This is a genomic window from Peribacillus sp. R9-11, assembly GCF_031345095.1.
In the GTDB taxonomy this organism is placed as follows: domain Bacteria; phylum Bacillota; class Bacilli; order Bacillales; family DSM-1321; genus Peribacillus; species Peribacillus butanolivorans.
Genome location: NZ_CP133763.1, coordinates 4,210,953 through 4,235,317, shown reverse-complemented (window position 1 = coordinate 4,235,317; position 24,365 = coordinate 4,210,953). Strand labels below are relative to the sequence as shown.

Genomic DNA, 24,365 nt, shown 5'->3' with positions numbered 1-24,365 from the left:
GTTTAGTGTATATGCTTGTAGAAGCAACAAAGAGTAGCTGGGGGGAAAACATGAATGATAAACTGACACTTGTGATGAGCTACGTTCAATCCGGCAGCGTGTTTGCGCCATTAATCTTTATTACCTTTCATTTATTACGGCAATTTTTATTCATTCCTGTTATCGTGGTTTGCATGGCTGGCGGTGTTTTATTCGGTGCAGCATTTGGAACTATCTATTCCATAATCGGTTTGACGTTGTCCAGTATGGCCTTTTATATTGTAATAGGTAAATTTCCGAAAACGAAGGATAAGCTTCTACGACTTAAAAATAAGCTGTTTGGAAACCGAAAGCTTAACAGCCGACAAATTGCGGTGCTGAGGCTTATTCCGTTTATACACTTTTATTTATTGTCGCTTTGCTTGTTGGAATCCAATAAAGGGTTGAAAAACTATTTTTATTTATCCTTCATGACGAATATCCCTGTAGCCTTCGTATATACAGTGTTTGGCCATTATATTGCAGATTTCAGCCCGACATTAATCGTCATTATTTTATTATCATTAACCTTATTGCTTTATTTATTAAGAGAAAAGCAGACGGTCGTTCCCTGGAAAGAATTTTTCCGCTCACATGATAAATAAAGGGCCTTGAGTGTAATTTCCTCAAGGCTCTTAAGTACGTAGTTGTAACACCACTCGATATGTTTTAGTTATCCAAAAATTCCTTTACAGGGCTTTTCCAATCAATCAAGGCATCCGGATATTGTTTTTTTATGGATGCTTCGATTTTTAAAAAGTCATTGCGCTTCAAACCTTTCAAATCGGCTATTTTCTTAGGCCAAATGAAGATGGAGATAACCTCGAAGGAGCGTTCCGTCGTTCCTAAATACTTTTCCCCTTCAAACATAACCCCATTGTACGTCAATAAAAAATTCTTGTGTATATTCTTTGTATCATCGAGCAGAAAGAAATTTTTCTGTTCATGTGCCAGCTCTAATTTTCGTTTTGGATTAAATAGGTATTTGATAGCCGTATATATTAAGAAGATGATGAGAGCCAAAATTAAGAACCGCAATATTAACACCATGTAGCTACCTCCCTAAACAGAGTGATTCCTTTCATTTACGTATGGGTTTTTAATAAGTTTCATTTATTTGTTATAATTTAAGGGATTAAGATAGAAAGTAGTGATAAAAGTGAACATAGCAAAATTGATGGACATGCAGGCGGCCTTAGATAAGCATATAGAGACAAAGCACGATCTGGGTGCAGAAAACTTGGTCGAGCGGAAGACTCTTGCTCTTTTAGTGGAGCTTGGGGAGCTGGCTAACGAAACGAGATGTTTTAAATTCTGGAGTCTTAAAGGTCCTTCGGATAAAGAAACGATTTTGGCTGAATACGTGGATGGCATTCACTTTATTTTGTCACTTGGGATTGAAAAGAGTTTTGTACCAAAAGTTTCATCGGCTTTCAAAATGGGTCATGTTGATTTAACGGCTCAATTCACTTTGATATACGGGTACATCAACGAGTTTCGTGTGCAATTAACAGAGTCCGCGTTTCAAAAGGTTTTTGCTGAATATCTACATTTAGGGAAGTTGCTAGGATTTTCCGCAGAGGATGTGGAAAATGCATACGTCACCAAAAATGAAGTGAATTACGAAAGACAAAAACAAGGCTATTAATTGTTTGTGCAACCGATATTTTGTATAATTATTCTTGTAGTGTAAAAAAGAGGGAGGTAAATGCATGGCTCAATTGGATGAAACTTTAAGGATGCTGAAAGATTTAACGGATGCTAAAGGCATTGCTGGAAATGAAAGTGAAGTAAGAAAAGTAATGGCTGAATACATAACCCCTTTCGCGGATGAAATATCGACTGATGGTTTGGGAAGTTTGATCGCTATGAAAACAGGTGATGAAAACGGTCCGAAAATCGTCGTTACTGGACATTTGGATGAAGTTGGTTTCATGATAACTCAAATTGATGATAAAGGATTTTTGCGTTTTCAGCCGGTAGGAGGCTGGTGGTCACAGGTGATGCTCGCTCAACGCGTGACGATCGTCACAAATAAAGGCGATGTAACTGGGGTTATCGGTTCAAAGCCGCCACATATTTTGTCAGCAGAAGCGAGGAAAAAGCCGGTAGAGATTAAAGATATGTTTATTGACATTGGTGCAACTAGCAAGGAAGAAGTAAAGGAATGGGGCGTTAAGCCGGGCGATATGGTTGTACCGTATTTTGAATTCACAGTCATGAATAATGAAAAAATGTTGCTTGCTAAAGCTTGGGACAACCGAATTGGCTGTGCAATCGCTATTGACGTCCTTAAACAGTTGAAAGATAGCGACCATCCGAATGTTGTATACGGGATTGGCGCAGTACAAGAAGAGGTTGGTCTACGTGGCTCTAAAACGTCAACGTTCAAAATTCAGCCGGATATTGGTTTTGCCGTTGATGTCGGTATAGCTGGTGATACACCAGGTGTAACCGATAAAGAAGCGATGAGTAAAATGGGTGAAGGTCCGCAAATCGTTATATATGATGCATCGATGGTAGCTCATAAAGGACTGCGGGATTTCGTTACCAACACGGCTGACGAAATGAACATTCCTTATCAATATGAATCGATTCCAGGCGGTGGAACGGATGCAGGTTCCATTCACTTAACAGCAAATGGAGTTCCTGCACTGGCAATTACGATTGCAACACGCTACATTCATTCACATGCGGCAATGCTTCATCGTGATGATTATGAAAATGCAGTTAAACTAATTTTCGAAGTGATCAAACGCCTCGACCGTGAAGCAGTGGACCGTATTATTTACGAATAACATAGAGAAATTTAGAAAAGGAGAGGCTCCTTTAAAGGGCCTCTCCTTTTTCATTGATAGTTACTTATCCTCGACAATTATATAGACGGCTTTAATTGGACCATGAACGCCAACGACAAGGTCCATTTCGATATCAGCGGAATTGCTCGGTCCGGTTATGAAATTAATGCAGGAAGGAACGATTTCACCGCGATTAACTTTAGAACGAATGGCCGCTGCAGCTTGTGTCATTCGCGGAACGATGGTGCTCTTTGGGATAATGGAAACATGACAAGCGGGCAGGAAGCTGATGGAACGGCCATGGTTCTTACCGCTAAATAAGACGACGGTCGCTGATTCCGCAAGTGTTATTTCACTGAATGTAATTCCGATATTAGCACTTTCTGCCAGTTCGATATTTTTTTTCCCTGCTTGATGGTCCCAAACGTGGACACCTTTTTCATTCAGCACATCAACTAACTGATAGTCAGAGAATCGATTATCTTTTGGAATGATTAATTGTCCATTTCCAAGTTCCTCAATCACCTGTTTTAAAAGGTGTGCAACTTGCTTTGAGTCGGTAAGGTGAAACTGCGTATGGACCCGTTTGCACTGCTCCTGTAATTCGTTGACAAGATCATCTGGTGTCGCATGTTTCAAAACCTCGAATTGGGGAGCGTGCTTCCAAACAGGACGGGTTATGCCTTCGGTTATAAGAGCTCTTCCTAGGTTTTTGGCAATTTTATTTAAAAACGTGCCTTCATTTTGGATAGTTCCAGTCATGATGGCTTCCCTCCTGTCTCGCGATTTTTAAACCAGTCCCGAAAGCTTTCTTTACTAGGAGCTGGGAATTCACGGCTTTCGGTCCAAGTTTTAAGTGGTCCGGGACCTTTTGAGATGATATCTCCCGTTTTAAAAGGGGACATAGCTGAAGGGGCCATTTTTGAACCAAACTTATAAAGCATTGGAGAAGCGGCGCCGATTCCGAATGCCTTCATTGCCATCTTTTCAGAGAAGGGAGCCATTTTTTCCTTTTCTACGATGACTTCACGATGCTTTCTTAGCAGATCATGCAGAGGGATTTTTACCGGACAGGCATCGGTACAAGCTGCACAAAGAGTTGATGCATAAGGTAGTTCTTTAAAATCATCATAGCCACCAAGTAATGGTGAAAGCACAGCACCAATTGGACCCGGATAAATGGAACCATAGGAATGGCCGCCAACCTGGCGATAGACCGGGCAGACATTGATACAGGCTGCACAGCGAATGCATTGGAGAACAGATTGAAACTCAGTTCCTAAAATGGAAGAGCGGCCATTATCGACGATGACAAGGTGGAATTCCTCAGGTCCGTCGACATCCCCTTCATCACGTGGACCGGTAAGTGCGGTAATGTAGCTGGTCAATCTTTGACCGACCGCGCTTCTTGTCAATAAACTGACAAGAACTTCAAATTCATCGAATGTAGGTACAAGCCGTTCCATCCCCATCACGGTAATTTGCGTTTTTGGCAGGGCCGTGACTAAATCAGCGTTTCCCTCATTCGTTACCAAACCAATCGAGCCAGTTTCTGCAATCGCAAAATTACAGCCGGTAATGCCAACATCCGCACTTAAGAAATCTTTCCGAAGAATACCCCGGACATGAGCGGTAAGCTCCTCCGGATTTTCGGTTTTCGTATAGGCAAGCTTCTCTTTAAAAACATCCCTTATTTGTTCTTTGTTTTTATGGAGAGCAGGCGCGACGATATGGGAAGGCGGATCATGATCATCAACTTGTAAAATGTACTCACCGAGGTCTGTTTCAACGACATCAAGTCCAACAGCTTCAAGAGTGGCATTTAAATTAATTTCTTCCGTGACCATCGATTTGGATTTCACGACTTTTTTGGCCTTCTTTTTTACGATAACGTCCTTAATGTATCCGCTTGCTTCTTCAGCTGTTTCAGCAAAAAAGACATGACCTCCTCGTTTCGAAACATTTTCTGCAAGCTGATGCAAATAGAAATCAAGGTTGCTAAGCACATGCTGTCGGATTTCTTCCCCAAGGGACCGCCAATCCTCCCAGCTTCCCAACTCATCAACGGCAGTCAGCCGCCGTCCGTGTAATCGTTCTTGGGCACTCGATACCGCCAGTCGCATAAAATCATTATGTATTCCTTCATCCACTCGGTCTTTAAACTTGGCAGAGCTGGTTTTCATAGCCATGGTTTATCCCTCCTCGCTTTCCTTAAATACTATTCAATACTTCGGCAATATGTAGAACTTTAATAGGTTGACCCTTACGTTGGATACGTCCGCCGATATTCATTAAACATCCTGCATCGCCGCCAATTAAAAAGTCGGCTCCGGTATCTTCAATATTGCAGACTTTTTCCTCGACCATTTGTTCGGATATATCCCCCATCTTAACTGAAAAGGTTCCCCCGAATCCGCAGCAATTTTGAGCGTCCGGAAGAGGTGTCATTTCCAGTCCTTTAACATGGCTTAACAAAATGGCTGGGGCTTCTTTCACTTTAAGAAGCCGAGTCATATGACAGGAAGCATGATAAGTCGCTTTTCCTTCAAATGTTGCGCCAACATCAGTTACCTTTAGAACGTTCACGATGAATTGGGTCAATTCATATGTTTTTGCCGCCAATGCAGCAGCCTTCGTTTCCCATTCAGCATCGCCTTTAAAAAGGACTGGATATTCTTTGAACATAGCCGCACAGGAACCTGAGGGGGTTACTATATATTCAGCATCCTCGAACGTTTGGATCATCTTTTTCATAGCTTCCTTTGATTCCTTTGTATACCCGCTATTGTATGCCGGCTGTCCACAGCAAATCTGCGATTCTGGAAAATCAATCTCACAGCCTAATCTCTCGAGTAGTTCTACTGTTGCTTTTCCGACATTGGATTGAAACAAATCAACTAAACAAGTTGCAAAGAGAGTTACTTTCAATTTGGTCTCCTCCTTTTTTAAAATAGGTTAACAGGTCATCCGATGACTAGATAATAGAAAAAGGAAATGGTTTAGAGAAAATACCAATTTCCAGGATTATAAATGAAGAAATCGTTTTCAAAATAATATACCAATTTTCTCCTTGGTTGTATAGAGTATTTTTGAAATTTAATGAATAATCAAATATTTGTTTGCTGATTAGTGAGGATGACTTTATCTAATGATTCCTCAACGTTTTGAAGGTGAAAAAGCATAGCGTTGCGGGCTCTTGCTTCGTCTTGCGCCACAATCGCGTCATAAATCTTCGCATGCTGTTGGTAAAGTCGTTTAAGTGTCATTTCTTCGGAATATAGAGCAATTCGCCGAATATCACGCATCTTTTCCGTCATTAACTCTGAAACGTGATGCATCAGCGTAATGAGCAATTCATTTTGGGAAGCGTTTGCGACTGCGACATGAAAGGCTATATCAGCTTTATCACTCAGTTCTTCATCTTCAGTCACCTTTTCCATTTCAGAAAGCCTGAACTCAAGCTCAGTAAGATGTTCATTTGTTCGTTTCTTCGCAGCCACTTCAGCCGCTCCTGACTCAAGGATTTTCCGAACCTCTAGCAAATGCTTGATATTGTCCTTATCCATCAAAAGAGCAGCAGTTAATGGGAGGTTCATGATGCTAGGGTCAAATGTTTTAACAAATGTTCCTTCTCCTTGTTTGATTTCAATGAGTCCCATTGAACTTAATGCACTTAATGCTTCACGGATTGCCGGTCGTCCGACTTGGAAATTTTCCGCAAGCTGTTGAATGGAGTCTAATTGTTCACCTGGTTTCAGGGTGCCTGACCGAATCATTTCATAAAGTTCTTCGCTGACTTCTTCATAAATTTTTTTCGGTTTAATTTTTTTATATACCAAGTAGTAAACACCTCTATTTTCTATGAGTTTCTCTGGTTAATATTATATAACACAAACGATCTTTCTCACTTGTCGAAGATTAAAAATCTAAAAAAAATCTTGATTTTATATTTTTTATCATTTAATTTAAATAAATACTCATCAAGTCATCTGATGACTTTGAATATTTAGACATGTAAGGGTTTTCACCTGATACATAATTTCTGAAATTTTTAAAAATTAAGCAAAAGGAGTCGAAATGAATGACATGGACACAAAACTTTACGCCGATTATCGATAATTTAGTCGTATCTTCCATTGCAGCACTTATCCCAATTATTTACTTTTTCTGGGCTCTTACGATCAAGCGAATGAAAGGGTATATTGCTGGTCTTACGACGTTGCTAGTGGCCCTTGCAGTTGCCGTTTTTGTGTATGGAATGCCAGCAGGAAAGGCCGTAATGTCTGCTTCGCAAGGGGCGGTGTACGGGCTACTGCCAATTGGATGGATTATTATCACTTCAGTATTTTTGTACAAAATGACAATTAAAAGCGGACAATTCAATATTATTCGATCTTCGGTTCTTTCGCTTACCGAAGACCGCCGCCTTCAGGCTTTATTGGTTGCGTTTTCTTTCGGGGCCTTTTTAGAAGGGGCTGCTGGATTTGGAGCACCGGTTGCGATTTCCGCAGCACTTTTAGTAGGTCTTGGGTTTAACCCGCTATATGCAGCTGGCATTTGTTTAATTGCCAACACAGCTCCGGTCGCATTTGGGGCCGTTGGAATACCGATTATTGCTATGGAAGGGCCTACGGGGATTGCTGCCATGGAGATTTCAAAAATGGTCGGTCGCCAACTGCCATTCCTTTCAGCGTTCATTCCTCTGTACCTCATTTTGATTATGACTGGGTGGAAACGATCGCTTGAGGTTATGCCAGCTATCTTGGTTTCTGGTCTATCCTTTGCAATTACCCAATACTTTAGCTCGAATTTTCTTGGACCTGAGTTACCGGATATCCTTTCTGCTCTAGTGTCACTTTTTGCTTTAGCAATCTTCCTGAAATTTTGGAAGCCTAAAACAATCTTCCGGTTTGCGTCTGAAGAAACTGCAGCAGCTGTTGAACCATTGGATGATTCAGTGGAAGTGGAAAAAAGGTATACGAAATGGCAAATATTCCATGCATGGTCACCATTCCTTTTGTTAACGCTTTTCATAACGATATGGGGGATAAATCCAATAAAACCTGCGCTCTCTGGACATTATGAAGGTGACAATATGTTACTGAGCGGCATCAATGAAATTGGAAAACTATTAATCTTCCAAATTGAAGTACCAAGTCTGCATAACGAGATTATCGGGAGCAATGGATTACCGATTGCCGCTTTCTTCAAAATAGAATTGCTCGGGGCAGCGGGTACAGCTATATTACTGGCTGCAATCGTTACGAAGTTTATTGCACACATCTCTACAAAAGTTTTCTTTAACACTTTTGCCGAAGCAATGAAAGAGTTGGCAAAACCAATCTTGATGATTTCTTCTGTTGTGGCTTTTGCGTACGTAACGAATGCTTCTGGCATGTCGACAACATTAGGAATGACACTTGCAAAATCAGGGGATTTGTTTCCGTTCTTTGCACCGGTTCTCGGTTGGCTAGGGGTGTTTATTACTGGATCCGATACATCTGCTAATCTCTTATTTGGCAGTCTTCAGAAAGTTACAGCACTTAAGGTAGGGATGGAACCGGTTCTGGCACTTGCGGCGAACTCATCCGGAGGGGTTACCGGTAAAATGATCTCGCCTCAATCGATTGCCATTGCTTGTGCTGCTGTAGGATTGGCAGGCAGGGAATCAGAATTATTGAGATTCACGATTAAACATAGCTTGTTCTTATTGCTGCTTGTTTGTATAATTACTTTCTTGCAAAATGGCGTCCTATCCTGGATGATTCCATAATTTGAATGAGGCTCTCCCTTTTGAAAAGGGAGAGTCCTCTATGCTTTTATAATCTTATACGAAGGGAGGCAACTTATGCATTTAGCAGCTGTGGCAGAAAAATTAGTTCATGAGGTTCGAAAGTTGATTGATGAGGAAATCATCATTATTAATCATGCTGGAACGATTATCGCCAGCACGGATAAAAGTCGTATTGGTTCCTACCATGAAGGAGCCATCCATGCTTTTAAAAACCGTGAGAAACTGATTATCAATAAACAAGATGAACAACATTGGAAAGGGGTAAAGGCGGGAATCAACCTGCCCATTTTTTTTAATCAGGAAGCCGTTTGTGTAATTGGTATTACCGGTGATCCCAAACAGGTTTCTCCATATGCAGAACTTTTAAAAAAGATGACGGAGATGTTTATTCAGGAAAGCTACCATATCGAACAAGAAGAATCGCAGTCCCGCCTGATGGAATTCTTTGTGTTTGAATGGCATCAGCTTCAAAGGTTCAATGAGTCTTTCCTTCAGAAGGCAAAGCTGCTGGGAATTGATGTTATGGTTGACCGAATTATCATTCTTGGTGAATTTCAGACAGAAAAAATCATTGAACAGCATGTGTGGAGGACGCTGCAGATTTACATAAGGCAGCAGCACCCAAAGGACATCGTAGTTCGTTGGGGAAGGAACCAGTTCGTCATTCTTTCATTAGCTGATTTTATCGGTTCAAAAACCCACCAATTAACGAAATTAAGCCAATTGCAAAAAAAACTTGAGGAAAGTTCCGGATATAAAGTGAGCGTGGGGGCTAGTTCACGTTCACCAGGTTCCGCATTTAGACAAGCCTTTTTTAAAGCAGAACGGTCCTTGAAAATTGCGCTTTCTTCATCGAATATTGTATTTGATGAGGACTTGAAGCTCGAAGTCCTGCTCGATGAAGTTACCCCTGAAACAAGAAAGGAATATTTAACCCGGACAATTGAGAACCTACTTCTTAACGAGGAGTTACTTAAAACGCTGTCCATGTATTTTTCCTGTGATCTTTCTTTGAAAGAAACCGCTGCAGCCCTGCATATACACATTAATACTCTCCATTACAGGCTCAAACGTATAGAAGAGTTGACCCAATTAAATCCTAGGAAGCTGTCAGATTTAGTCACTATGTATCTAGCTGTACAAATTTTAGATAAACATACAAATAAATAATATTAAATGCCAGAAAGTCTATATGTTCATACATAGAAGATGGACTGGCTTTTTTCTATACTTAAACTACATAAAAAATTCGTGAACTATTTTTATTACATAAGGGGGATGTATATGTTAGCAAAACAGGTTAAGCAACAACTACTGAGCATTGTTGGTCCGGAAAATTACGATGATTCTAAAGTGGAATGCCTTGTTTATTCATACGATGCAACGCCGGGATATCAATCGATGCCGGATGCCGTTATTAAACCAGGGTGCACGAATGAAGTGGCCGCAATCGTCAAAGTTTGTAATGAACACAAAGTTCCTATCATTCCACGCGGCTCGGGAACGAATTTGAGCGGAGGCACATGCCCGACTGAAGGGGGCCTTGTCCTTTTATTTAATCGGATGAATTCATTGCTTGAAATAGACGAGGAAAACTTAACGGCTACGGTCCAGCCTGGGCTTATCACATTGGATTTGATTTCTGCGGTTGAAAAGAAGGGCTTATTTTATCCGCCCGATCCAAGTTCGATGAAGATTTCCACAATTGGCGGCAATATAAATGAGAACTCTGGTGGATTACGAGGTTTAAAATACGGGGTCACTCGTGATTATGTTATCGGGCTTGAAGTAGTTCTTCCGAATGGGGACATCATTCGAACAGGAGGAAAGCTTGCCAAGGATGTAGCCGGTTATGATTTAACAAAGCTGTTTGTTGGCTCAGAAGGCACACTTGGTATCGTAACGGAAGCGATCTTAAAACTGATTCCCATTCCGGAAACGACAAAGACCATGCTTGCTTTATATCAAGACCTGGATGCTGCGGCCCAATCTGTGGCTAAAATCATTTCAAATAAAATCATTCCAGTCACCCTTGAATTTCTTGATCGGCCAACCTTGATAGTGGTTGAGGATTTCGCGAAAATCGGTTTGCCTACCAATGTGGAAGCAGTTCTCCTAATCGAACAGGATGGACCGCCAGAAGTTGTAGAACGTGATATGAAAAGAATGGCGGATATCTGTCTAGAGGAAAAAGCTGTCTCTGTTGAAATTGCTGAAACGGAACTCGATGCAGTGGCCTTGAAAACGGCGAGACGGACAGCTCTTTCTGCACTCGCACGTTTGAAACCTACGACAATTTTAGAGGACGCTACAGTACCACGTTCGGAAATTGCCAAAATGGTTAGAGCCATTAATGAAATCGCTACTAAACATAATGTGAACATTTGTACATTTGGTCATGCTGGGGATGGAAATCTTCACCCAACGTGTATTACTGATGCCCGTGATCATGACGAAATGGAGAGAGTAGAGCTTGCCTTTGCCGACATTTTTGCTGTGGCTATTGACCTTGGAGGCACGATTACCGGTGAACATGGAGTTGGAGCCATGAAGGCCCCTTACCTTGAATGGAAGCTGAAAAAAGAGGGCATTGCCGCGATGAAGGGAATTAAACAGGCATTCGATCCGAATAACATCATGAATCCAGGCAAGGTATTCGCCAAAGAAAGTAGGAAAAGGGTGGTGGTGTCATCGTGACGACAGTCCAAGAGAGGGAAATCATTGCCGACCAATTTGCGGAGAAAATGAATGAGGATGAATTGCTTAATTGTATGCGTTGCGGCTTTTGCTTACCCCATTGCCCGACATATATTGAATCAGGATTAAAGGAATCCCATTCACCAAGGGGCCGTATTGCACTTATGAAAGCGGTGACGGATGGCTTGATTGAACCGGATGAAGATGTAGAGCGTTCTTTAAGCCTTTGCCTCGGCTGTAGGGCATGTGAGCCAGTCTGTCCTTCCGGTGTTAAATATGGACATCTACTAGAAGAAGCGAGGGATATCATCCATCAGAATAAAAAACACAGTCTTCCAGTAAAAGCGATGCGTAAGGCGGCTTTTAACGGATTATTTCCTCATCAAGAGCGGATGCAGAACATGACAAGTTTACTGGGCTTTTACCAGCGTTCTGGTCTTCAGTACATTGCTCGTAAAACTGGTGTCCTAAGCATCCTTCCGGATAATCTTGCGAACATGGAAAAAGTGCTGCCGAAAGTTCCCAAAAAATCCGAAATGAAAAATCGGCCAACAGAGCTGCCTGCGATAGGAAATCCGGTCAAAAAGGTAGCCTTCTTTTCCGGCTGTTTAATGGATACAATGTTTTTGGATACAAACAAGGCTACACTAAAACTTCTGCAGCTGGCTGGATGTGAAATCGTAATCCCGAAAGCCCAGGCTTGTTGCGGAGCCCTGCATGGTCATAGTGGTGAAAAAGAAGGCGCAAAACAACTAGCCAAGCGTAATATTGAAGCGTTTGAAGCGGACGAAGTCGATTATATTATTACAAATGCCGGCGGTTGTGGAGCATTCCTTATTGATTATGATCATTTGCTTCAAGATGAGCCGGAGTGGTACGAACGGGCCATTACTTTTAAAAACAAAATGAAAGATATCAGCGAAATTCTTGTGGATTTACGTTTTCAGGAAAAAGTTCGCTTGAAACTGCCCTCACAGTCAGTGACATATCAAGATTCCTGTCACTTACGGAATGTGATGAAAACTTCAAAGGCGCCGAGAATTCTCCTTCAATCGATAGAAGGAATTGATTTTAGGGAAATGAAAGATGCCGATCGTTGCTGCGGCTCAGCTGGGATTTATAATATTGTAGAATCAGAGATGTCTATGAAAATTCTCGATTCGAAAATGGAACACACTAAATCGACACAGGCAGATATTGTTGTTACAGCAAATCCTGGTTGTTTGCTACAAATGCAATTGGGAATCGAAAGAGAAAACTTGAGCGAGTGTACGAAAGCGGTTCATATTGTGGATCTGCTTTTAGAGGCTGTTGTTTTATAGTAGAAGAAAGCGGATGTATTGATTGACTTCAAGTAGTTAATGAAAGTATATAAATGGTATTATTTGGGTAAATGTTAAAATTCAATAAATGAGTAAACCCTTGCTGTGGCTTGGTTTCAAGTAAAATGCCGTTCTGTTTTGAGAAAAAATTGTAATGATATAATCAAAAATGAAATATTACATCCTCGTTTACTTAGGGACCTAGAGGGTAGAGTTTATATATAACATCCACTCAACAAAACCTAAGGAGGAATGAAACATGAATAAAACAGTATATGGTGTATATGAATCGAATGCAGAAGTAATCCAAGCAATTAATGCACTTAAGGCTAAGGGCTTTGAGGGAGACGATATTTTGGTTGTTGCAGACAAGGAAGAGACATTAGATTTTACGAATCATCAACGAGAAACTGATGTGCATACGATGACAAATGTTCCAAACGACGAATCCTTTATGGACAAGGTAGCACGTTTCTTCATGCCAGATAATACGGCTGATCTTTCAACCAGGTTAGCGGATGCAGGGCTTTCTAACAGTGAAGCGGCAGAGCATGTCTATGATGTAGAACAAGGGAAAGTTCTAGTTCTTGTAGAAGAGGGAGAAGGACATCTGGGAACGTCACGAAACAAATTCACTACCGGAGCAAGAGGTGTTGGAACGTCAGGAACAACGCTGGATACGAACTCAGCTAACCCCCTTTATAACGGTACCGAAAAAACGGATGCATTAAATAAAGACGACGTTTATGGAGTAAATGGACGAGGCCGTGAGGATAGTTTGGAAACAAGCAGTATTAATGAAGGGGAAACATTGCGTATCCCAGTTGTAGATGAAAAGTTGGAAGGATCGAAAATACCAGTTGTCACAGATGAAATTGTTATCAAGAAGCATGCTGTACAAGAAACTGAACAAGTCCAGGATACCTTCAAAAAAGAAGATATCCAGCTTGATAGTACTGAAGATACAATCGTACATGAAAAAAAGGCAACTGACCGAAGAAAAGAGCGCTTCTAAAAGAGTAATAAAAAGAGCCTGCAGTTTTTAAACTGCAGGCTCTTTTTATCCTAATTCTTTTTACAAGAGGGAATTTTAGAAAACCGCTTTTGGAGTAAGTCATCATTTGTTTAATTTGGGGCCATCCGGGTATAAATACACATAAGATTCAAATCGGAATTATCAAAGGAGGAAGAAGCATGGGAATAACATTATATGGTGTTTTTGATTCTAATCCGGAAGTTATTAAGGAAATACAAACTCTCAAAGTAAAGGGAGTTCGTGATGAAGAAATAACCGTAATAGCAGATAAAAAAGAAGATTTGAATTTTGGGAATGAAAAGCAGGAATCGGATGTAGACGTCATTACGAATTCATATAAGGATTCTTTTATTGAAAAGGTCAAACACTTTTTCTTAAACGAAGGATCTGGAGACATGAGGAGCCGGCTAGGAGATATGGGACTTGCCGATAGTGAAGCCACTGCTTATATAAACGAAATTCAAGCTGGGAAATTCCTGATTCTCCTGAATGAATCAGAAACCATATCACCGGAGGAAGTAGTAACTACCGACACCATGCAAAAAGCGGACAGGCTTACCGCAGAGAACCCACTTAAAACAGGCATGATGAATAATCCGGACCCTAACCTTTTCCCGGAAACAACAGCTAATGCTTATCAAACAAGGGAAGTAGAAGCCCAGCCTGGAAAAAGCGAAGAGCTTCATGGGAATTCTGCCAACTTATTTGAAAATCAATACCTGAACACGAATCGAGCTGAAGAACGAGAAATAAAGGCGAACTCCACCGAAAAATATAAGGTGGAAAAGCCTGGGGATTATGATGGAACACTAGCGAGCGACCCCAATGTAGACCCATTTTCTGTTGATACTAAAAAAGCACTGGATACAGCAGGGGCACTGGATCGGACTATGAACCCGAATGTTGAAAGTGTGCAGCAAGAAGAAAAGGAAAAGGATATCATGAGAGATGAATACATCAAAAATCGAGTTAACACCGATAATCTGTAAGACGCAAAATAACAGCCTGCGCAAGGCTGTTATTTTTTTAAGGAATGGGTGGAAATCCTTTTATGCAAAGGATTCCTTTAATGATTAGTTAGGATTTCTCATTAGACAATTTGCTTGTTTATTGATCAAGCCGCAAGGTATAATTACTAAGGAATTTATTCTAAGTATAGTAACTAGGAGGGGAAGAAACATGGAAAAAAACGTATATGGTGTTTTTGACTCTAATCCGGAACTACTTGCTGCAATTCAAGAATTACAAGCTAAAGGCGTTACTGGCCCCCAAATGACAGTAGCAGCTGATATAAAAAATGATGTGCAGCTTGGAAACGAACATACGGATATATTGATCATCGCCAATCAGGATAAGGACACTTTTTTTTTGAGAATCTTCCACTACTTCACAGATGAAGGATCTGGAGATTTACGCAGCTTTTTCACGAAATACGGCTACTCCGTTACTGAGACAAAAGCGATGCTTGAGGACGTGAGCGCAAAAAAATTCATTTTGCTGCTCGATGAAGAAGTCTCTATCGATGAACTAAAGTCAGGCTTTGATAAAGTAGTGCCGAAGTAAGCGAATACAAAAAAATAACAGCCTGCGAGGGCTGTTATTTTTTTAATCCTGATTCGAGAACAGTAATCATTTCATGTTTTTCCTGCTCAGATGAATTTTGCCAAATGACCTCGAATAATACGCCCAATCCAGGAAGCATTTTTTCCTCGCCATTCTGAATTGCATCGACAATCGTGTCTTCTAGCTGCTCTTGAGTATTCCCGGTTACGTTTTGAATGATCGCATTCCTTAGGTTTAAATTCACATTTATTCCTCCTCTTACACATAATGACTCACATTAATAGCATTTCACAAACTGGCATGCAATATGTATGTAAATTGCGTTATAATAGGACAATCAGTGTGAAGTTAAAGGAGCGTTTAACCTTGAAATATATTGAATCCGTAAAAAACCCGCAAGTGAAGCAATGGAAAAAGCTATTGACGAAGAAAGAGCGCGACAAAACAGGGAAATATTTAGTCGAAGGCTTTCACCTCGTTGAAGAAGCGTTAAAAGAAGAAATCGTCATTGAAGTGATTGTTAATGAAGAAACAGAAATGCCTGCCCATTTTACACTAGAAGGCACAGAAGTCATTTATGTTAAAAATGATATTATGAAAGCGATTTGTGATACAGAGACCCCCCAGGGAATTGCAGCTGTATGTGAGCAGAAATCAATTAGTATGGCGTCCATTAATCCGGATAAACTATTGTTGATAGATGCGGTACAGGATCCAGGGAATATCGGAACGATGATTCGGACGGCAGATGCGGCTGGAATTGATGCTGTCATTCTCGGCGAAGGCTGTGCAGATCTGTATAATCCGAAAGTGGTCCGTTCGACGCAAGGAAGCCTGTTTCATATGCCTGTCATCAAAGGAAACCTTTCTGAAATCATCGATGAATTGAAGCAAAAAGGCACACCGGTTTACGGCACAGCCCTTGAAGGAGCCTCGCCATTTGAAGAAGTGGAAAAGTCCTCTCGATTTGCTTTGCTTGTTGGTAATGAAGGACAGGGAGTAGCAAAGGGATTGCTAGAGAAAACTACGAAAAACCTCTATATTCCTATCTACGGGAAAAGCGAATCTCTTAATGTAGGGATTGCGGCTGGGATTTTAATGTACCATTTACGAAAATCAATTTGAAACGGCTGACGAATTATAATATAATAAAACAGAATTTTATAATGAAAACAACGATGACAAAGAGTAGTAACTTAAGATATCCATAACCAGGGAAAAAATGCCGTGACTGAAAGCATTTTTATGGCGCTGCTTAAGGGAATTCACCTTTCGAGTTGGCATTGGGAAGACATAGGGTCCGAAAAATGTTCCGGTGAAGAGCCGTTATTTTTATGAAGTGAGTGCGAAGTTTTTTTGCTTGTGCACTAATAAGGGTGGTACCGCGATACATAAACCTCGTCCCTTTCTGGGATTGGGGTTTTTTTGTGTTTATTTTTACAAAAGGAAAATAAAGGAGGAAGACATGATGCAGGAACGTTTACTAGAACTGCAGGAAGAAGCGTTGCAAAAAGTTGCCGCAGCTTCCGAACTAAAGGAACTGAATGAAGTCCGTGTTTCTTATTTAGGGAAAAAAGGACCTATCACTGAGGTATTGCGTGGCATGGGTAAATTGTCAGCGGAGGAACGGCCGAAAATCGGTGCTCTTGCTAATGATGTTCGTGAAGCAATCGCTTCAAAAATTGAGGAGAAACAAAAAGCTCTTGAAACAGCTGCTGTCAATGCAAAGCTAGCAACAGAAACCATTGATGTTACACTTCCAGGACGACCGGTTAACAAGGGGAATCTTCACCCATTAACACGTGTTGTAGAAGAAATTGAAGATTTATTCATCGGTATGGGTTACACAGTTGCAGAAGGTCCAGAAGTCGAAAGCGACTACTACAATTTTGAGGCATTAAACCTGCCGAAAAGCCATCCGGCACGTGATATGCAGGACTCTTTCTACATCACAGATGAAATCCTAATGCGTACACACACTTCACCGGTACAAGCTAGAACGATGGAAAAACATAAAGGCCAAGGCCCTGTTAAAATTATTTGCCCTGGTAAAGTATATCGCCGTGATAACGATGACGCGACACACTCCCATCAATTCCAACAAATTGAAGGCCTGGTCATCGATGAAAACATCAGCATGAGCGACCTGAAAGGTACGCTTGACGTGTTTGCGAAAAAAGTATTTGGTCAAGACCGTGAAATCCGTCTTCGTCCAAGTTTCTTCCCATTTACAGAACCATCTGTTGAAGTTGATATTTCTTGTAAAATCTGCGGTGGAAAAGGCTGCAGCGTCTGTAAACAAACAGGCTGGATTGAAGTGCTGGGCGGCGGGATTGTTCACCCGAACGTACTTGAAATGGCTGGATTCGATTCGGAAAAATACTCAGGATTCGCTTTTGGAATCGGTGTGGAACGAATCGCAATGTTGAAATACGGTGTGGATGATATCCGTCACTTCTATACAAATGATGTTCGTTTCTTAAAACAATTCCATCATCACGAAGCATAAATTTTATTTTAAAAAGGAGGACCTACCATGTTTGTGTCATATAAATGGTTGCAAGATTATGTAGACCTTTCCGGCATCAATGCAACAGAGCTTGCTGACAAAATCACAAAAAGCGGTATTGAGGTTGAAGGGGTAGAAAAGAAAAGTGAAGGGCTTAAAGGAGTTGTCATCGGACATGTACTTGAACGTGAACAGCATCCAAATGCCGATAAATTGAATAAATGTCTAGTCGATATCGGGTCAGAAAATCCCGTTCAAATCATTTGTGGTGCACCGAATGTCGATAAAGGTCAAAAAGTCGCAGTGGCTACTGTCGGCGCTGTGCTTCCGGGCAACTTCAAAATTAAGAAAGCAAAACTTCGCGGAGAAGAATCGCACGGTATGATTTGTTCGCTTCAAGAATTGGGTTTTGAATCCAAGCTTGTGTCTAAAGACTATGCAACAGGCATCTTCGTGTTTCCAAATGATGCGGAAGTAGGTAAAGATGCATTAGAAGAGCTTGGCTTAAGCGATGAAGTGCTGGAACTTGGCTTAACCCCAAACCGCTCTGACGCTTTGAGCATGCTTGGTGTTGCCTACGAAGTAGGGGCTATTCTTGGTCGGGAAGTAAAATGGCCGGTTATCGAGAATGAAGAAGCAGCTGAAAAAGCATCAGATTATATTAGTGTCAAAGTGGAAGCGAAAGCAGATAATCCATTATACATCGCTAAAATCATCAAAGATGTAAAAGTCGGTCCGTCACCGCTTTGGATGCAGACTCGCCTTATGTCTGCAGGTATTCGTCCGCATAATAACGTAGTCGATATTACGAACTACATTTTGCTTGAATATGGTCAACCGCTACATGCATTTGATTATGATCGTTTTGGTTCAAAAGAAATTGTCATTCGCAGAGCAAAAGATGCAGAAAAAGTGGTCACATTGGATGAAACGGAACGTACTTTGACACCTGAACATTTAGTAATCACCAATGGCAACGAGCCGGTTGCAATTGCTGGAGTGATGGGCGGAGCTAATTCCGAAGTGAAAAATGATACAACGAATATAATTATTGAAAGTGCTTATTTTGCCGGTACCGTTGTTCGTAAAGCTTCAAAAGACCACGGTTTACGCAGTGAAGCCAGTGCCCGTTTTGAAAAAGGAGTCGATCCAGCCAGGGTACGTGAAGCTGGAGAGCGTGCTGCTCAATTAATTGCACAGTATGCAGGTGGTACAATTCTGCAAGGAACTGCAGAAGTTGACGAATTAACAATGGAACCTGCTGTAATAAGCATCACACTTGAAAAAATCAACACACTTCTTGGTACTGGCATGACGGTATCTGAAGTAGAGTCGATCTTCAAACGCCTGCAATTTGGAGTAGAGCTTGACAATGAAACGTTCACAATCACAGTCCCGACCCGCCGCGGTGACATTACGATTGAAGCGGATTTAGTTGAAGAAGCGGCACGTTTATATGGGTATGACAACATTCCCGCAACGTTGCCAATCGGTTCAGCAACTCCAGGTCAATTGACGGACTATCAAATCAAACGTCGGAAAGCTCGCCGTACCCTTGAAGGAGCAGGCCTTTACCAAGCAGTAACCTATTCACTAACGAGCCAGGAAAAAGCGGCCCAATTCGCATTGGAGACTCGCGAATCCATTCGTTTGGCAATGCCAATGAGTGAAGAACGAAGCCAATTGCGCTTGAGCATCGTGCCACAATTATTAGAAGTCGTGAAATACAATAATGCTCGCCAACTGGATTCACTTGCCTTATATGAAATCGGTTCAGTATTCTTTAAGCAGGATGGACAAGAGCTTCCTGAAGAGAAAGAACATATTGCTGGGGCTATCACAGGCCTATGGGAATCCCACCTATGGCAAGGCGAAAAGAAACCCGTGGATTTCTATGTAGCTAAAGGCGTGATTGAAGCGTTATTCGATACACTAGGTTTAGCTGATCAAATCAGTTATCGCCAAGCGGAAATCAATGATATGCATCCAGGACGGACAGCTGAGGTACTGTTGAATAGTGAAGTGATTGGCTTCATCGGACAGGTGCACCCAACGGTTCAAAAAGACTTGGATATTAAAGAAACATACATTTTTGAACTTTCCTTAAAAGCATTAGCTGAAGCGGAAGTGGCGCCAATTGCCTATGAAACCATTCCGCGCTACCCATCGACCACACGCGATATCGCGCTTGTTGTTGATAAAGCAACAAAAGCTGGGGACATTCAAAGCATTATTATAGAAGCCGGTGGAAAGCTGCTGAAAGAAGTGGGCATCTTCGATTTATACGAAGGTGAAAGAATGGAGCAAGGTAAGAAATCCATCGCTTACTCACTGAAATACTTCGATCCGGAACGCACACTAACGGACGAGGATATAACAAAAGCACATGATAATGTACTTGCGGCTGTTAAAGAAAAAGCTGGCGCAGAACTACGAGGATAATTTCAAAAAGACAGCCTCCTGAATTTTGGGAAGCTGTCTTTTTATAATCAGAACTCACGAGTAAACAGAGCGAACTCACGAGTAAACAGAGCGAACTCACGAGTAAACAGGGCGAACTCACGAGTAAACGGGATGAATTCACGAGTAAACAGAGCGAACTCACGAGTAAACGGGATGAATTCACGAGTAAACAGAGCGAATTCACGAGTAAACGGGATGAATTCACGAGTAAACAGGGCGAACTCACGAGTAAACAGAGCGAATTCACGTGTAAAGCAAATAAAAATACTCAGACCATTACCTTATTTATGATATTTCTGTTGATATAGTCGCTTCGCTTTTTCCGTATTGGCAAAGTGGGTTTTCGTAAATTCATTTAAAGAGTCGATTCCTTTTTCGTGAATCAATCGTGCTGCCGCTTCATCGACAGCAAAGCCGGCACCTTTAGGGATTTTGAAACCGGCTTTTTCACTCAGCAAATCAAAGCGTTTTACGAATGCATAGCGTGCCAGGATGGAAGCGGCAGCTACCCCAAGGTGAATACCTTCCGCTTTGGTGCACAAATAGGTGGCGTTTGCCTGAAATAGTTCTTGGCCTTTCAAGTAGTTGAAAAATACATCAGGTTGAGCGAATTGGTCGATTAGGACGGCTTCTGCTTGTTCTGGCTGGATTTTTTGCATAAGATTCTTTATTGCCTGGTTATGAAGGAGGGCCTTCATTTTCCCTTGTGACATCCCCTTTGCCTGAAGTGTATTATATTTCGGATTATCACAAGTAAGCAGACTGAATGGCACTACATCTTTAATCTGTTTGGCAATTTCGATAATCTGTGGGTCTTTTAGATTTTTAGAATCCTGGACACCCAGTTCTTTCAATAGAGGCAGCTGCTCTTTTTTTGCATAGACAGCAACGACGGTCATGGGTCCGAAATAGTCTCCTGTCCCGACTTCATCCGAACCAATAACAGACATGGTGCCAATCTGGGCAGGCGGTGAATAACGATGGACATTAACTGATGCGGTAGAGGCTGCTTTTTTCTTTGGAGCAGCGGCACCTTTCTGCCACTTTTCCGCTTCTGTTTCAGCATTCTTTCCTTGAAAAAGGACTTTTCCGGATTTATAGGCGGTCACCGTACATAGGGGTGGCTTAGCTGAAAAGATACTTCCTGGTGGCAGTTTTGCGGCTAAGGAAGAGGAATAATGAGATTTCATTTCCGTTATTTGTGAAGGACTGATAAGTAAAACAACATGAGACATAATTAGTAAACTCCTAACTCAATTTTATTTTTTTAGGGAGTCCTCAACCTAAGGTCGATTTCGTTTGACAAATTATTGCAATTTTATGCAAGAAATGACGTTGTACTCTCTTTCATGACGAAAAACTTCATGATATGATAGAATTAGGATTGTTTAGATTGGGGGCATCATTTTGTCAGACGATAAACGAAATAAAACAACAGTTGATATATACGGACAACCATATACAATCGTCGGTACAGAAAGCGCGAGTCATATGCGCCAGGTTGCTTCGCTGGTTGACGAGAAAATGAGAGAAATCAGTATGAAAAATCCATATTTGGATACGAGTAAGCTTGCGGTATTAACGGCCGTGAATACCGTCCACGAATATATTAAATTAAAAGATGAACTAGACCAGCTTCAACTGGAATTAAAGAGAGAGAAGGACTGAGTACATGCTTGATTTAGCAATTTTGGCCATTCTTTTAATCGGTTTATTAATCGGTTTAAAGCGTGGCTTTATTTTACAAACTGTTCATATGACTGGATTTATAGTAGCTTTCATTGTCGCCTATGTGTTCTACGGCGATCTTGCTCCCAATTTGAAATTGTGGATCCCATTCCCGACGATAGGTGATTCTTCGACCATTAATATGTTTTTCGAGACAGTAGGGCTTGAAACGGCGTATTACAACGCTATTGCCTTTGCAATCATTTTCTTCGCTACCAAAATTCTTTGGCAAATGCTTGGATCGATGCTCAATTTCATTACCTATCTGCCGATTTTAAAACAGCTAAATCGCTGGGGTGGCGGGATATTAGGATTTGTCGAAGTCTATCTTATCATGTTTATTATATTATACATAGCTGCCTTGCTGCCAATGGATTCCATTCAGGAACCATTAACCGGCTCTTTTCTGGCAGAATCTATAGTGAAACATACGCCGTTCCTTTCCGAACAAGTTAAAGATCTTTGGTTTGTGAAATAATCTTAATGACAGTAAACGAGGGCCTATCTACCTTTCTCAAAGTCCTAGATTCCTATACTTTGAAAGGGTGAGGCCCCTTTGTATGGAGAACGATGAAACTTCTTTCTAGTTGATTCGTATAGTAAGAATCGGACTGCTTGTACTTTACCTCCAAGAAAGGTATCTTTAAGAAAGAAAATAAGGGACACCCTACTAATTTTTTCGGCGGTGAAAAAAATGACAGTAAATAAAAAAGATATCATTAAATTATTAGAAAAAATTGCAATATATATGGAGTTAAAAGGAGAGAATCCGTTTAAGGTTTCAGCTTTCCGCAAGGCGGCAGGTGCCTTAGAAACGGATGATCGGAGTTTGACGGCAATCGAAGATTTTACCACTTTAAGTGGAATCGGGAAAGGAACAGCAGCCGTCATTGAAGAGTATATCAATGAAGGAAAGTCGACTGTTCTTGAAGAGCTTCAGGAGCAGGTGCCAAAAGGTTTGATTCCGCTCTTACAACTTCAAGGGTTGGGAGGGAAGAAAATTGCCAAGCTGCATAAAGAGCTTCATATCAATGATGTGAATGACCTGAAACTCGCTTGTGAAGAAGGCAAGGTCGCGGCACTTTCCGGTTTCGGTAAAAAAACGGAAGAGAAGATTTTGTCTGCGATTGCTGAGGCTGGTTCAAGGCCTGATCGGCTTCCGCTTGCCTTCATGAGACCGATTGCGGATGATATTGAATTGGCTATTACCAACATGGAATATATCATCCGTTCATCAAGAGCCGGCAGTATTCGTCGTATGAGGGAAACGATTAAAGATCTCGATTTTATTATTTCGACTGATCATCCCGAAGCGGTGAAGGATCAGCTTCTTTCATTATCGGGCATAAGACAGGTGATTGCAGCCGGCGATACAAAGGTGTCAGTTGTACTTGATTATGAATATGATATATCTGTTGATTTCCGAATCGTGAAGGATAAGGAATTTATCACGACCCTCCATCATTTTACCGGTTCAAAAGATCATAATGTCCGGATGCGCCAACTGGCTAAAGATCGCGGTGAGAAAATCAGTGAGTATGGAGTAGAAGTGGCTGAGACGGGTGAAGTATTGACTTTTGAAACAGAAGAACTCTTTTATAATCATTTTGGACTGCCGTTTATTCCTCCAGAATTACGTGAAGATGGAACGGAAGTGGAGCAATATGATGCAGATGAACCACTTATTTCGGTAGAAGATATTCAAGGTGATCTGCATATGCATACCACGTGGAGTGATGGGGCTTATTCGATTGAAGAAATGATTGAAGCGTGCCGGGCCAAAGGTTATAAATACATGGCCATCACTGACCATTCACAATATTTGAAAGTGGCTAACGGTCTGACCGTGGAACGCTTACGTGAGCAAAAACAAATCATTCATGACCTGAATGAAAAATATGATGATTTTACCGTGCTTTCAGGGATTGAAATGGATATACTTCCTGATGGAACACTTGATTATGACGATGAGTTGTTGGCAGAGATGGATTTGGTTATCGCCTCAATCCACTCAAGTTTTTCCCAGCCTCGTGATACGATCATGGAGCGCTTAAAAACTGCGTTAAATAACCCGCATGTTGATATCATCGCCCATCCAACTGGAAGAATTATCGGCAAACGAACTGGTTATGATGTTGATATTGATATGCTGATTGAACTAGCTCTCGAAACGAATACAGCACTGGAATTGAATGCTAACCCGAATCGATTAGATTTGGCTCCGCCTCATTTACGGAAGGCACAGGAAGCAGGCGTTCCGATTGTGATCAATACCGATGCTCATAGCATTGACATGCTTGAACATATGCCGGTCGGGGTTTCTTCGGCTAAAAAAGGCTGGATTAAAAAATCCACTGTCCTTAATGCTAAGAATACTGATGGATTATTAACGTTTTTAAAGAGAAATGACTAACTATTTGCCCACAAAAGAGGAGGA

24 protein-coding genes are annotated in these 24,365 nt (G+C 41.3%); 17 read left to right on the top strand and 7 right to left on the bottom strand.

The annotated features are described in order from the left end of the window. Window positions 1–50 precede the first annotated feature (50 nt). Window positions 51–623: a TVP38/TMEM64 family protein gene (locus RE409_RS20610; protein WP_201223417.1), complete on the top strand. Its 573-nt coding sequence runs from the start codon at window positions 51–53 to the stop codon at window positions 621–623. 64 nt (window positions 624–687) lie between these two features. Here the strand turns inward: RE409_RS20610 and RE409_RS20605 are convergent, their stop codons facing one another. After that, window positions 688–1,068 carry a sigma-w pathway protein ysdB gene (locus RE409_RS20605; RefSeq protein WP_201186142.1) on the bottom strand — a complete coding sequence of 127 codons (381 nt, stop codon included), beginning with the start codon at window positions 1,066–1,068 and terminating at the stop codon, window positions 688–690. Window positions 1,069–1,177: 109 nt separating this feature from the next. On the opposite strand from RE409_RS20605, the gene RE409_RS20600 reads away from it, so the two are divergent. Together RE409_RS20600 and RE409_RS20595 are read left to right on the top strand one after the other, a co-directional pair. Next, window positions 1,178–1,666, top strand: a complete 489-nt coding sequence (locus tag RE409_RS20600) for a dUTP diphosphatase (RefSeq protein WP_309557995.1) — start codon at window positions 1,178–1,180, stop codon at window positions 1,664–1,666. 64 nt (window positions 1,667–1,730) lie between these two features. Further along, window positions 1,731–2,816: a M42 family metallopeptidase gene (locus tag RE409_RS20595; protein WP_309557994.1), complete on the top strand. Its 1,086-nt coding sequence runs from the start codon at window positions 1,731–1,733 to the stop codon at window positions 2,814–2,816. Window positions 2,817–2,876: 60 nt separating this feature from the next. Here RE409_RS20595 and RE409_RS20590 read toward each other — a convergent pair whose 3' ends face one another. The 4 genes from RE409_RS20590 to RE409_RS20575 form a co-directional block, all read right to left on the bottom strand. Next, window positions 2,877–3,578 carry a LutC/YkgG family protein gene (locus RE409_RS20590; protein WP_309557993.1) on the bottom strand — a complete coding sequence of 234 codons (702 nt, stop codon included), beginning with the start codon at window positions 3,576–3,578 and terminating at the stop codon, window positions 2,877–2,879. Then, window positions 3,575–5,005, bottom strand: a complete 1,431-nt coding sequence (locus tag RE409_RS20585) for a LutB/LldF family L-lactate oxidation iron-sulfur protein (protein ID WP_056529253.1) — start codon at window positions 5,003–5,005, stop codon at window positions 3,575–3,577. Before RE409_RS20585 ends, RE409_RS20590 begins: the two co-directional genes overlap by 4 nt. Window positions 5,006–5,027: 22 nt before the next feature. Then, entirely contained in the window at window positions 5,028–5,744 is a 717-nt protein-coding gene (locus RE409_RS20580; protein ID WP_201223423.1) for a (Fe-S)-binding protein, read from the bottom strand. A 179-nt stretch (window positions 5,745–5,923) separates the two neighbouring features. Beyond that, the gene (locus tag RE409_RS20575) at window positions 5,924–6,655 is read right to left on the bottom strand and encodes a FadR/GntR family transcriptional regulator (protein ID WP_309557992.1); all 732 of its coding nucleotides are present in this window, start codon (window positions 6,653–6,655) and stop codon (window positions 5,924–5,926) included. A gap of 242 nt (window positions 6,656–6,897) precedes the next feature. Between RE409_RS20575 and RE409_RS20570 the strand changes: the two genes are divergently transcribed. The 7 genes from RE409_RS20570 (at window position 6,898) to RE409_RS20540 (ending at window position 15,228) form a co-directional block, all read left to right on the top strand. Then, window positions 6,898–8,589 carry an L-lactate permease gene (locus tag RE409_RS20570; protein WP_309557991.1) on the top strand — a complete coding sequence of 564 codons (1,692 nt, stop codon included), beginning with the start codon at window positions 6,898–6,900 and terminating at the stop codon, window positions 8,587–8,589. A 75-nt stretch (window positions 8,590–8,664) separates the two neighbouring features. Beyond that, window positions 8,665–9,780 (top strand): CdaR family transcriptional regulator, encoded by a 1,116-nt coding sequence (locus RE409_RS20565; protein ID WP_309557990.1) that lies wholly within the window; start codon window positions 8,665–8,667, stop codon window positions 9,778–9,780. Window positions 9,781–9,894: 114 nt separating this feature from the next. After that, on the top strand, window positions 9,895–11,307 hold the full coding sequence (gene glcD / locus RE409_RS20560) for a glycolate oxidase subunit GlcD (RefSeq protein WP_309557989.1): 1,413 nt from the start codon (window positions 9,895–9,897) through the stop codon (window positions 11,305–11,307). After that, window positions 11,304–12,629, top strand: a complete 1,326-nt coding sequence (locus RE409_RS20555) for a (Fe-S)-binding protein (RefSeq protein ID WP_201186130.1) — start codon at window positions 11,304–11,306, stop codon at window positions 12,627–12,629. The genes glcD and RE409_RS20555 overlap by 4 nt, the downstream gene beginning before the upstream one ends. Before the next feature lie 259 nt (window positions 12,630–12,888). Continuing rightward, the gene (locus tag RE409_RS20550; protein ID WP_201186129.1) at window positions 12,889–13,644 is read left to right on the top strand and encodes a YsnF/AvaK domain-containing protein; all 756 of its coding nucleotides are present in this window, start codon (window positions 12,889–12,891) and stop codon (window positions 13,642–13,644) included. Between the two features lie 179 nt (window positions 13,645–13,823). Continuing rightward, window positions 13,824–14,654, top strand: coding sequence for a YflT domain-containing protein (locus tag RE409_RS20545; RefSeq protein ID WP_201223433.1), 831 nt, complete (start codon window positions 13,824–13,826; stop codon window positions 14,652–14,654). 190 nt (window positions 14,655–14,844) lie between these two features. After that, on the top strand, window positions 14,845–15,228 hold the full coding sequence (locus RE409_RS20540) for a general stress protein (RefSeq protein WP_309557987.1): 384 nt from the start codon (window positions 14,845–14,847) through the stop codon (window positions 15,226–15,228). Window positions 15,229–15,262: 34 nt separating this feature from the next. On the opposite strand, the gene sspI is transcribed toward RE409_RS20540, so the two are convergent. Then, window positions 15,263–15,472 (bottom strand): small acid-soluble spore protein SspI, encoded by a 210-nt coding sequence (gene sspI / locus RE409_RS20535; RefSeq protein ID WP_053347237.1) that lies wholly within the window; start codon window positions 15,470–15,472, stop codon window positions 15,263–15,265. A gap of 122 nt (window positions 15,473–15,594) precedes the next feature. Between sspI and RE409_RS20530 the strand changes: the two genes are divergently transcribed. The 4 genes from RE409_RS20530 (at window position 15,595) to RE409_RS30755 (ending at window position 20,491) form a co-directional block, all read left to right on the top strand. Continuing rightward, window positions 15,595–16,353 carry a TrmH family RNA methyltransferase gene (locus RE409_RS20530; protein WP_056529226.1) on the top strand — a complete coding sequence of 253 codons (759 nt, stop codon included), beginning with the start codon at window positions 15,595–15,597 and terminating at the stop codon, window positions 16,351–16,353. Between the two features lie 343 nt (window positions 16,354–16,696). Then, window positions 16,697–17,737 carry a phenylalanine--tRNA ligase subunit alpha gene (gene pheS / locus RE409_RS20525; protein WP_201250586.1) on the top strand — a complete coding sequence of 347 codons (1,041 nt, stop codon included), beginning with the start codon at window positions 16,697–16,699 and terminating at the stop codon, window positions 17,735–17,737. 27 nt (window positions 17,738–17,764) lie between these two features. Beyond that, the gene (pheT, locus tag RE409_RS20520; protein WP_309557986.1) at window positions 17,765–20,179 is read left to right on the top strand and encodes a phenylalanine--tRNA ligase subunit beta; all 2,415 of its coding nucleotides are present in this window, start codon (window positions 17,765–17,767) and stop codon (window positions 20,177–20,179) included. 18 nt (window positions 20,180–20,197) lie between these two features. Next, complete coding sequence (locus RE409_RS30755; protein ID WP_397444189.1) at window positions 20,198–20,491, top strand: alanine-zipper protein; 294 nt, start codon at window positions 20,198–20,200, stop codon at window positions 20,489–20,491. Here the strand turns inward: RE409_RS30755 and rnhC are convergent. Further along, window positions 20,482–21,435 carry a ribonuclease HIII gene (gene rnhC, locus RE409_RS20515; protein ID WP_207196164.1) on the bottom strand — a complete coding sequence of 318 codons (954 nt, stop codon included), beginning with the start codon at window positions 21,433–21,435 and terminating at the stop codon, window positions 20,482–20,484. The two genes, RE409_RS30755 and rnhC, sit on opposite strands and share 10 nt — an antisense overlap. Window positions 21,436–21,607: 172 nt before the next feature. Here rnhC and zapA point away from each other — a divergent pair, with 172 nt between their 5' ends. From zapA to polX, 3 genes are all read left to right on the top strand, one after another. Beyond that, window positions 21,608–21,868 carry a cell division protein ZapA gene (gene zapA / locus RE409_RS20510; RefSeq protein WP_053347231.1) on the top strand — a complete coding sequence of 87 codons (261 nt, stop codon included), beginning with the start codon at window positions 21,608–21,610 and terminating at the stop codon, window positions 21,866–21,868. 4 nt (window positions 21,869–21,872) lie between these two features. Continuing rightward, window positions 21,873–22,406 carry a CvpA family protein gene (locus tag RE409_RS20505; protein WP_098175815.1) on the top strand — a complete coding sequence of 178 codons (534 nt, stop codon included), beginning with the start codon at window positions 21,873–21,875 and terminating at the stop codon, window positions 22,404–22,406. A gap of 216 nt (window positions 22,407–22,622) precedes the next feature. Beyond that, window positions 22,623–24,341, top strand: a complete 1,719-nt coding sequence (gene polX / locus RE409_RS20500) for a DNA polymerase/3'-5' exonuclease PolX (RefSeq protein WP_309557985.1) — start codon at window positions 22,623–22,625, stop codon at window positions 24,339–24,341. The last annotated feature ends 24 nt before the right edge of the window (window positions 24,342–24,365 follow it).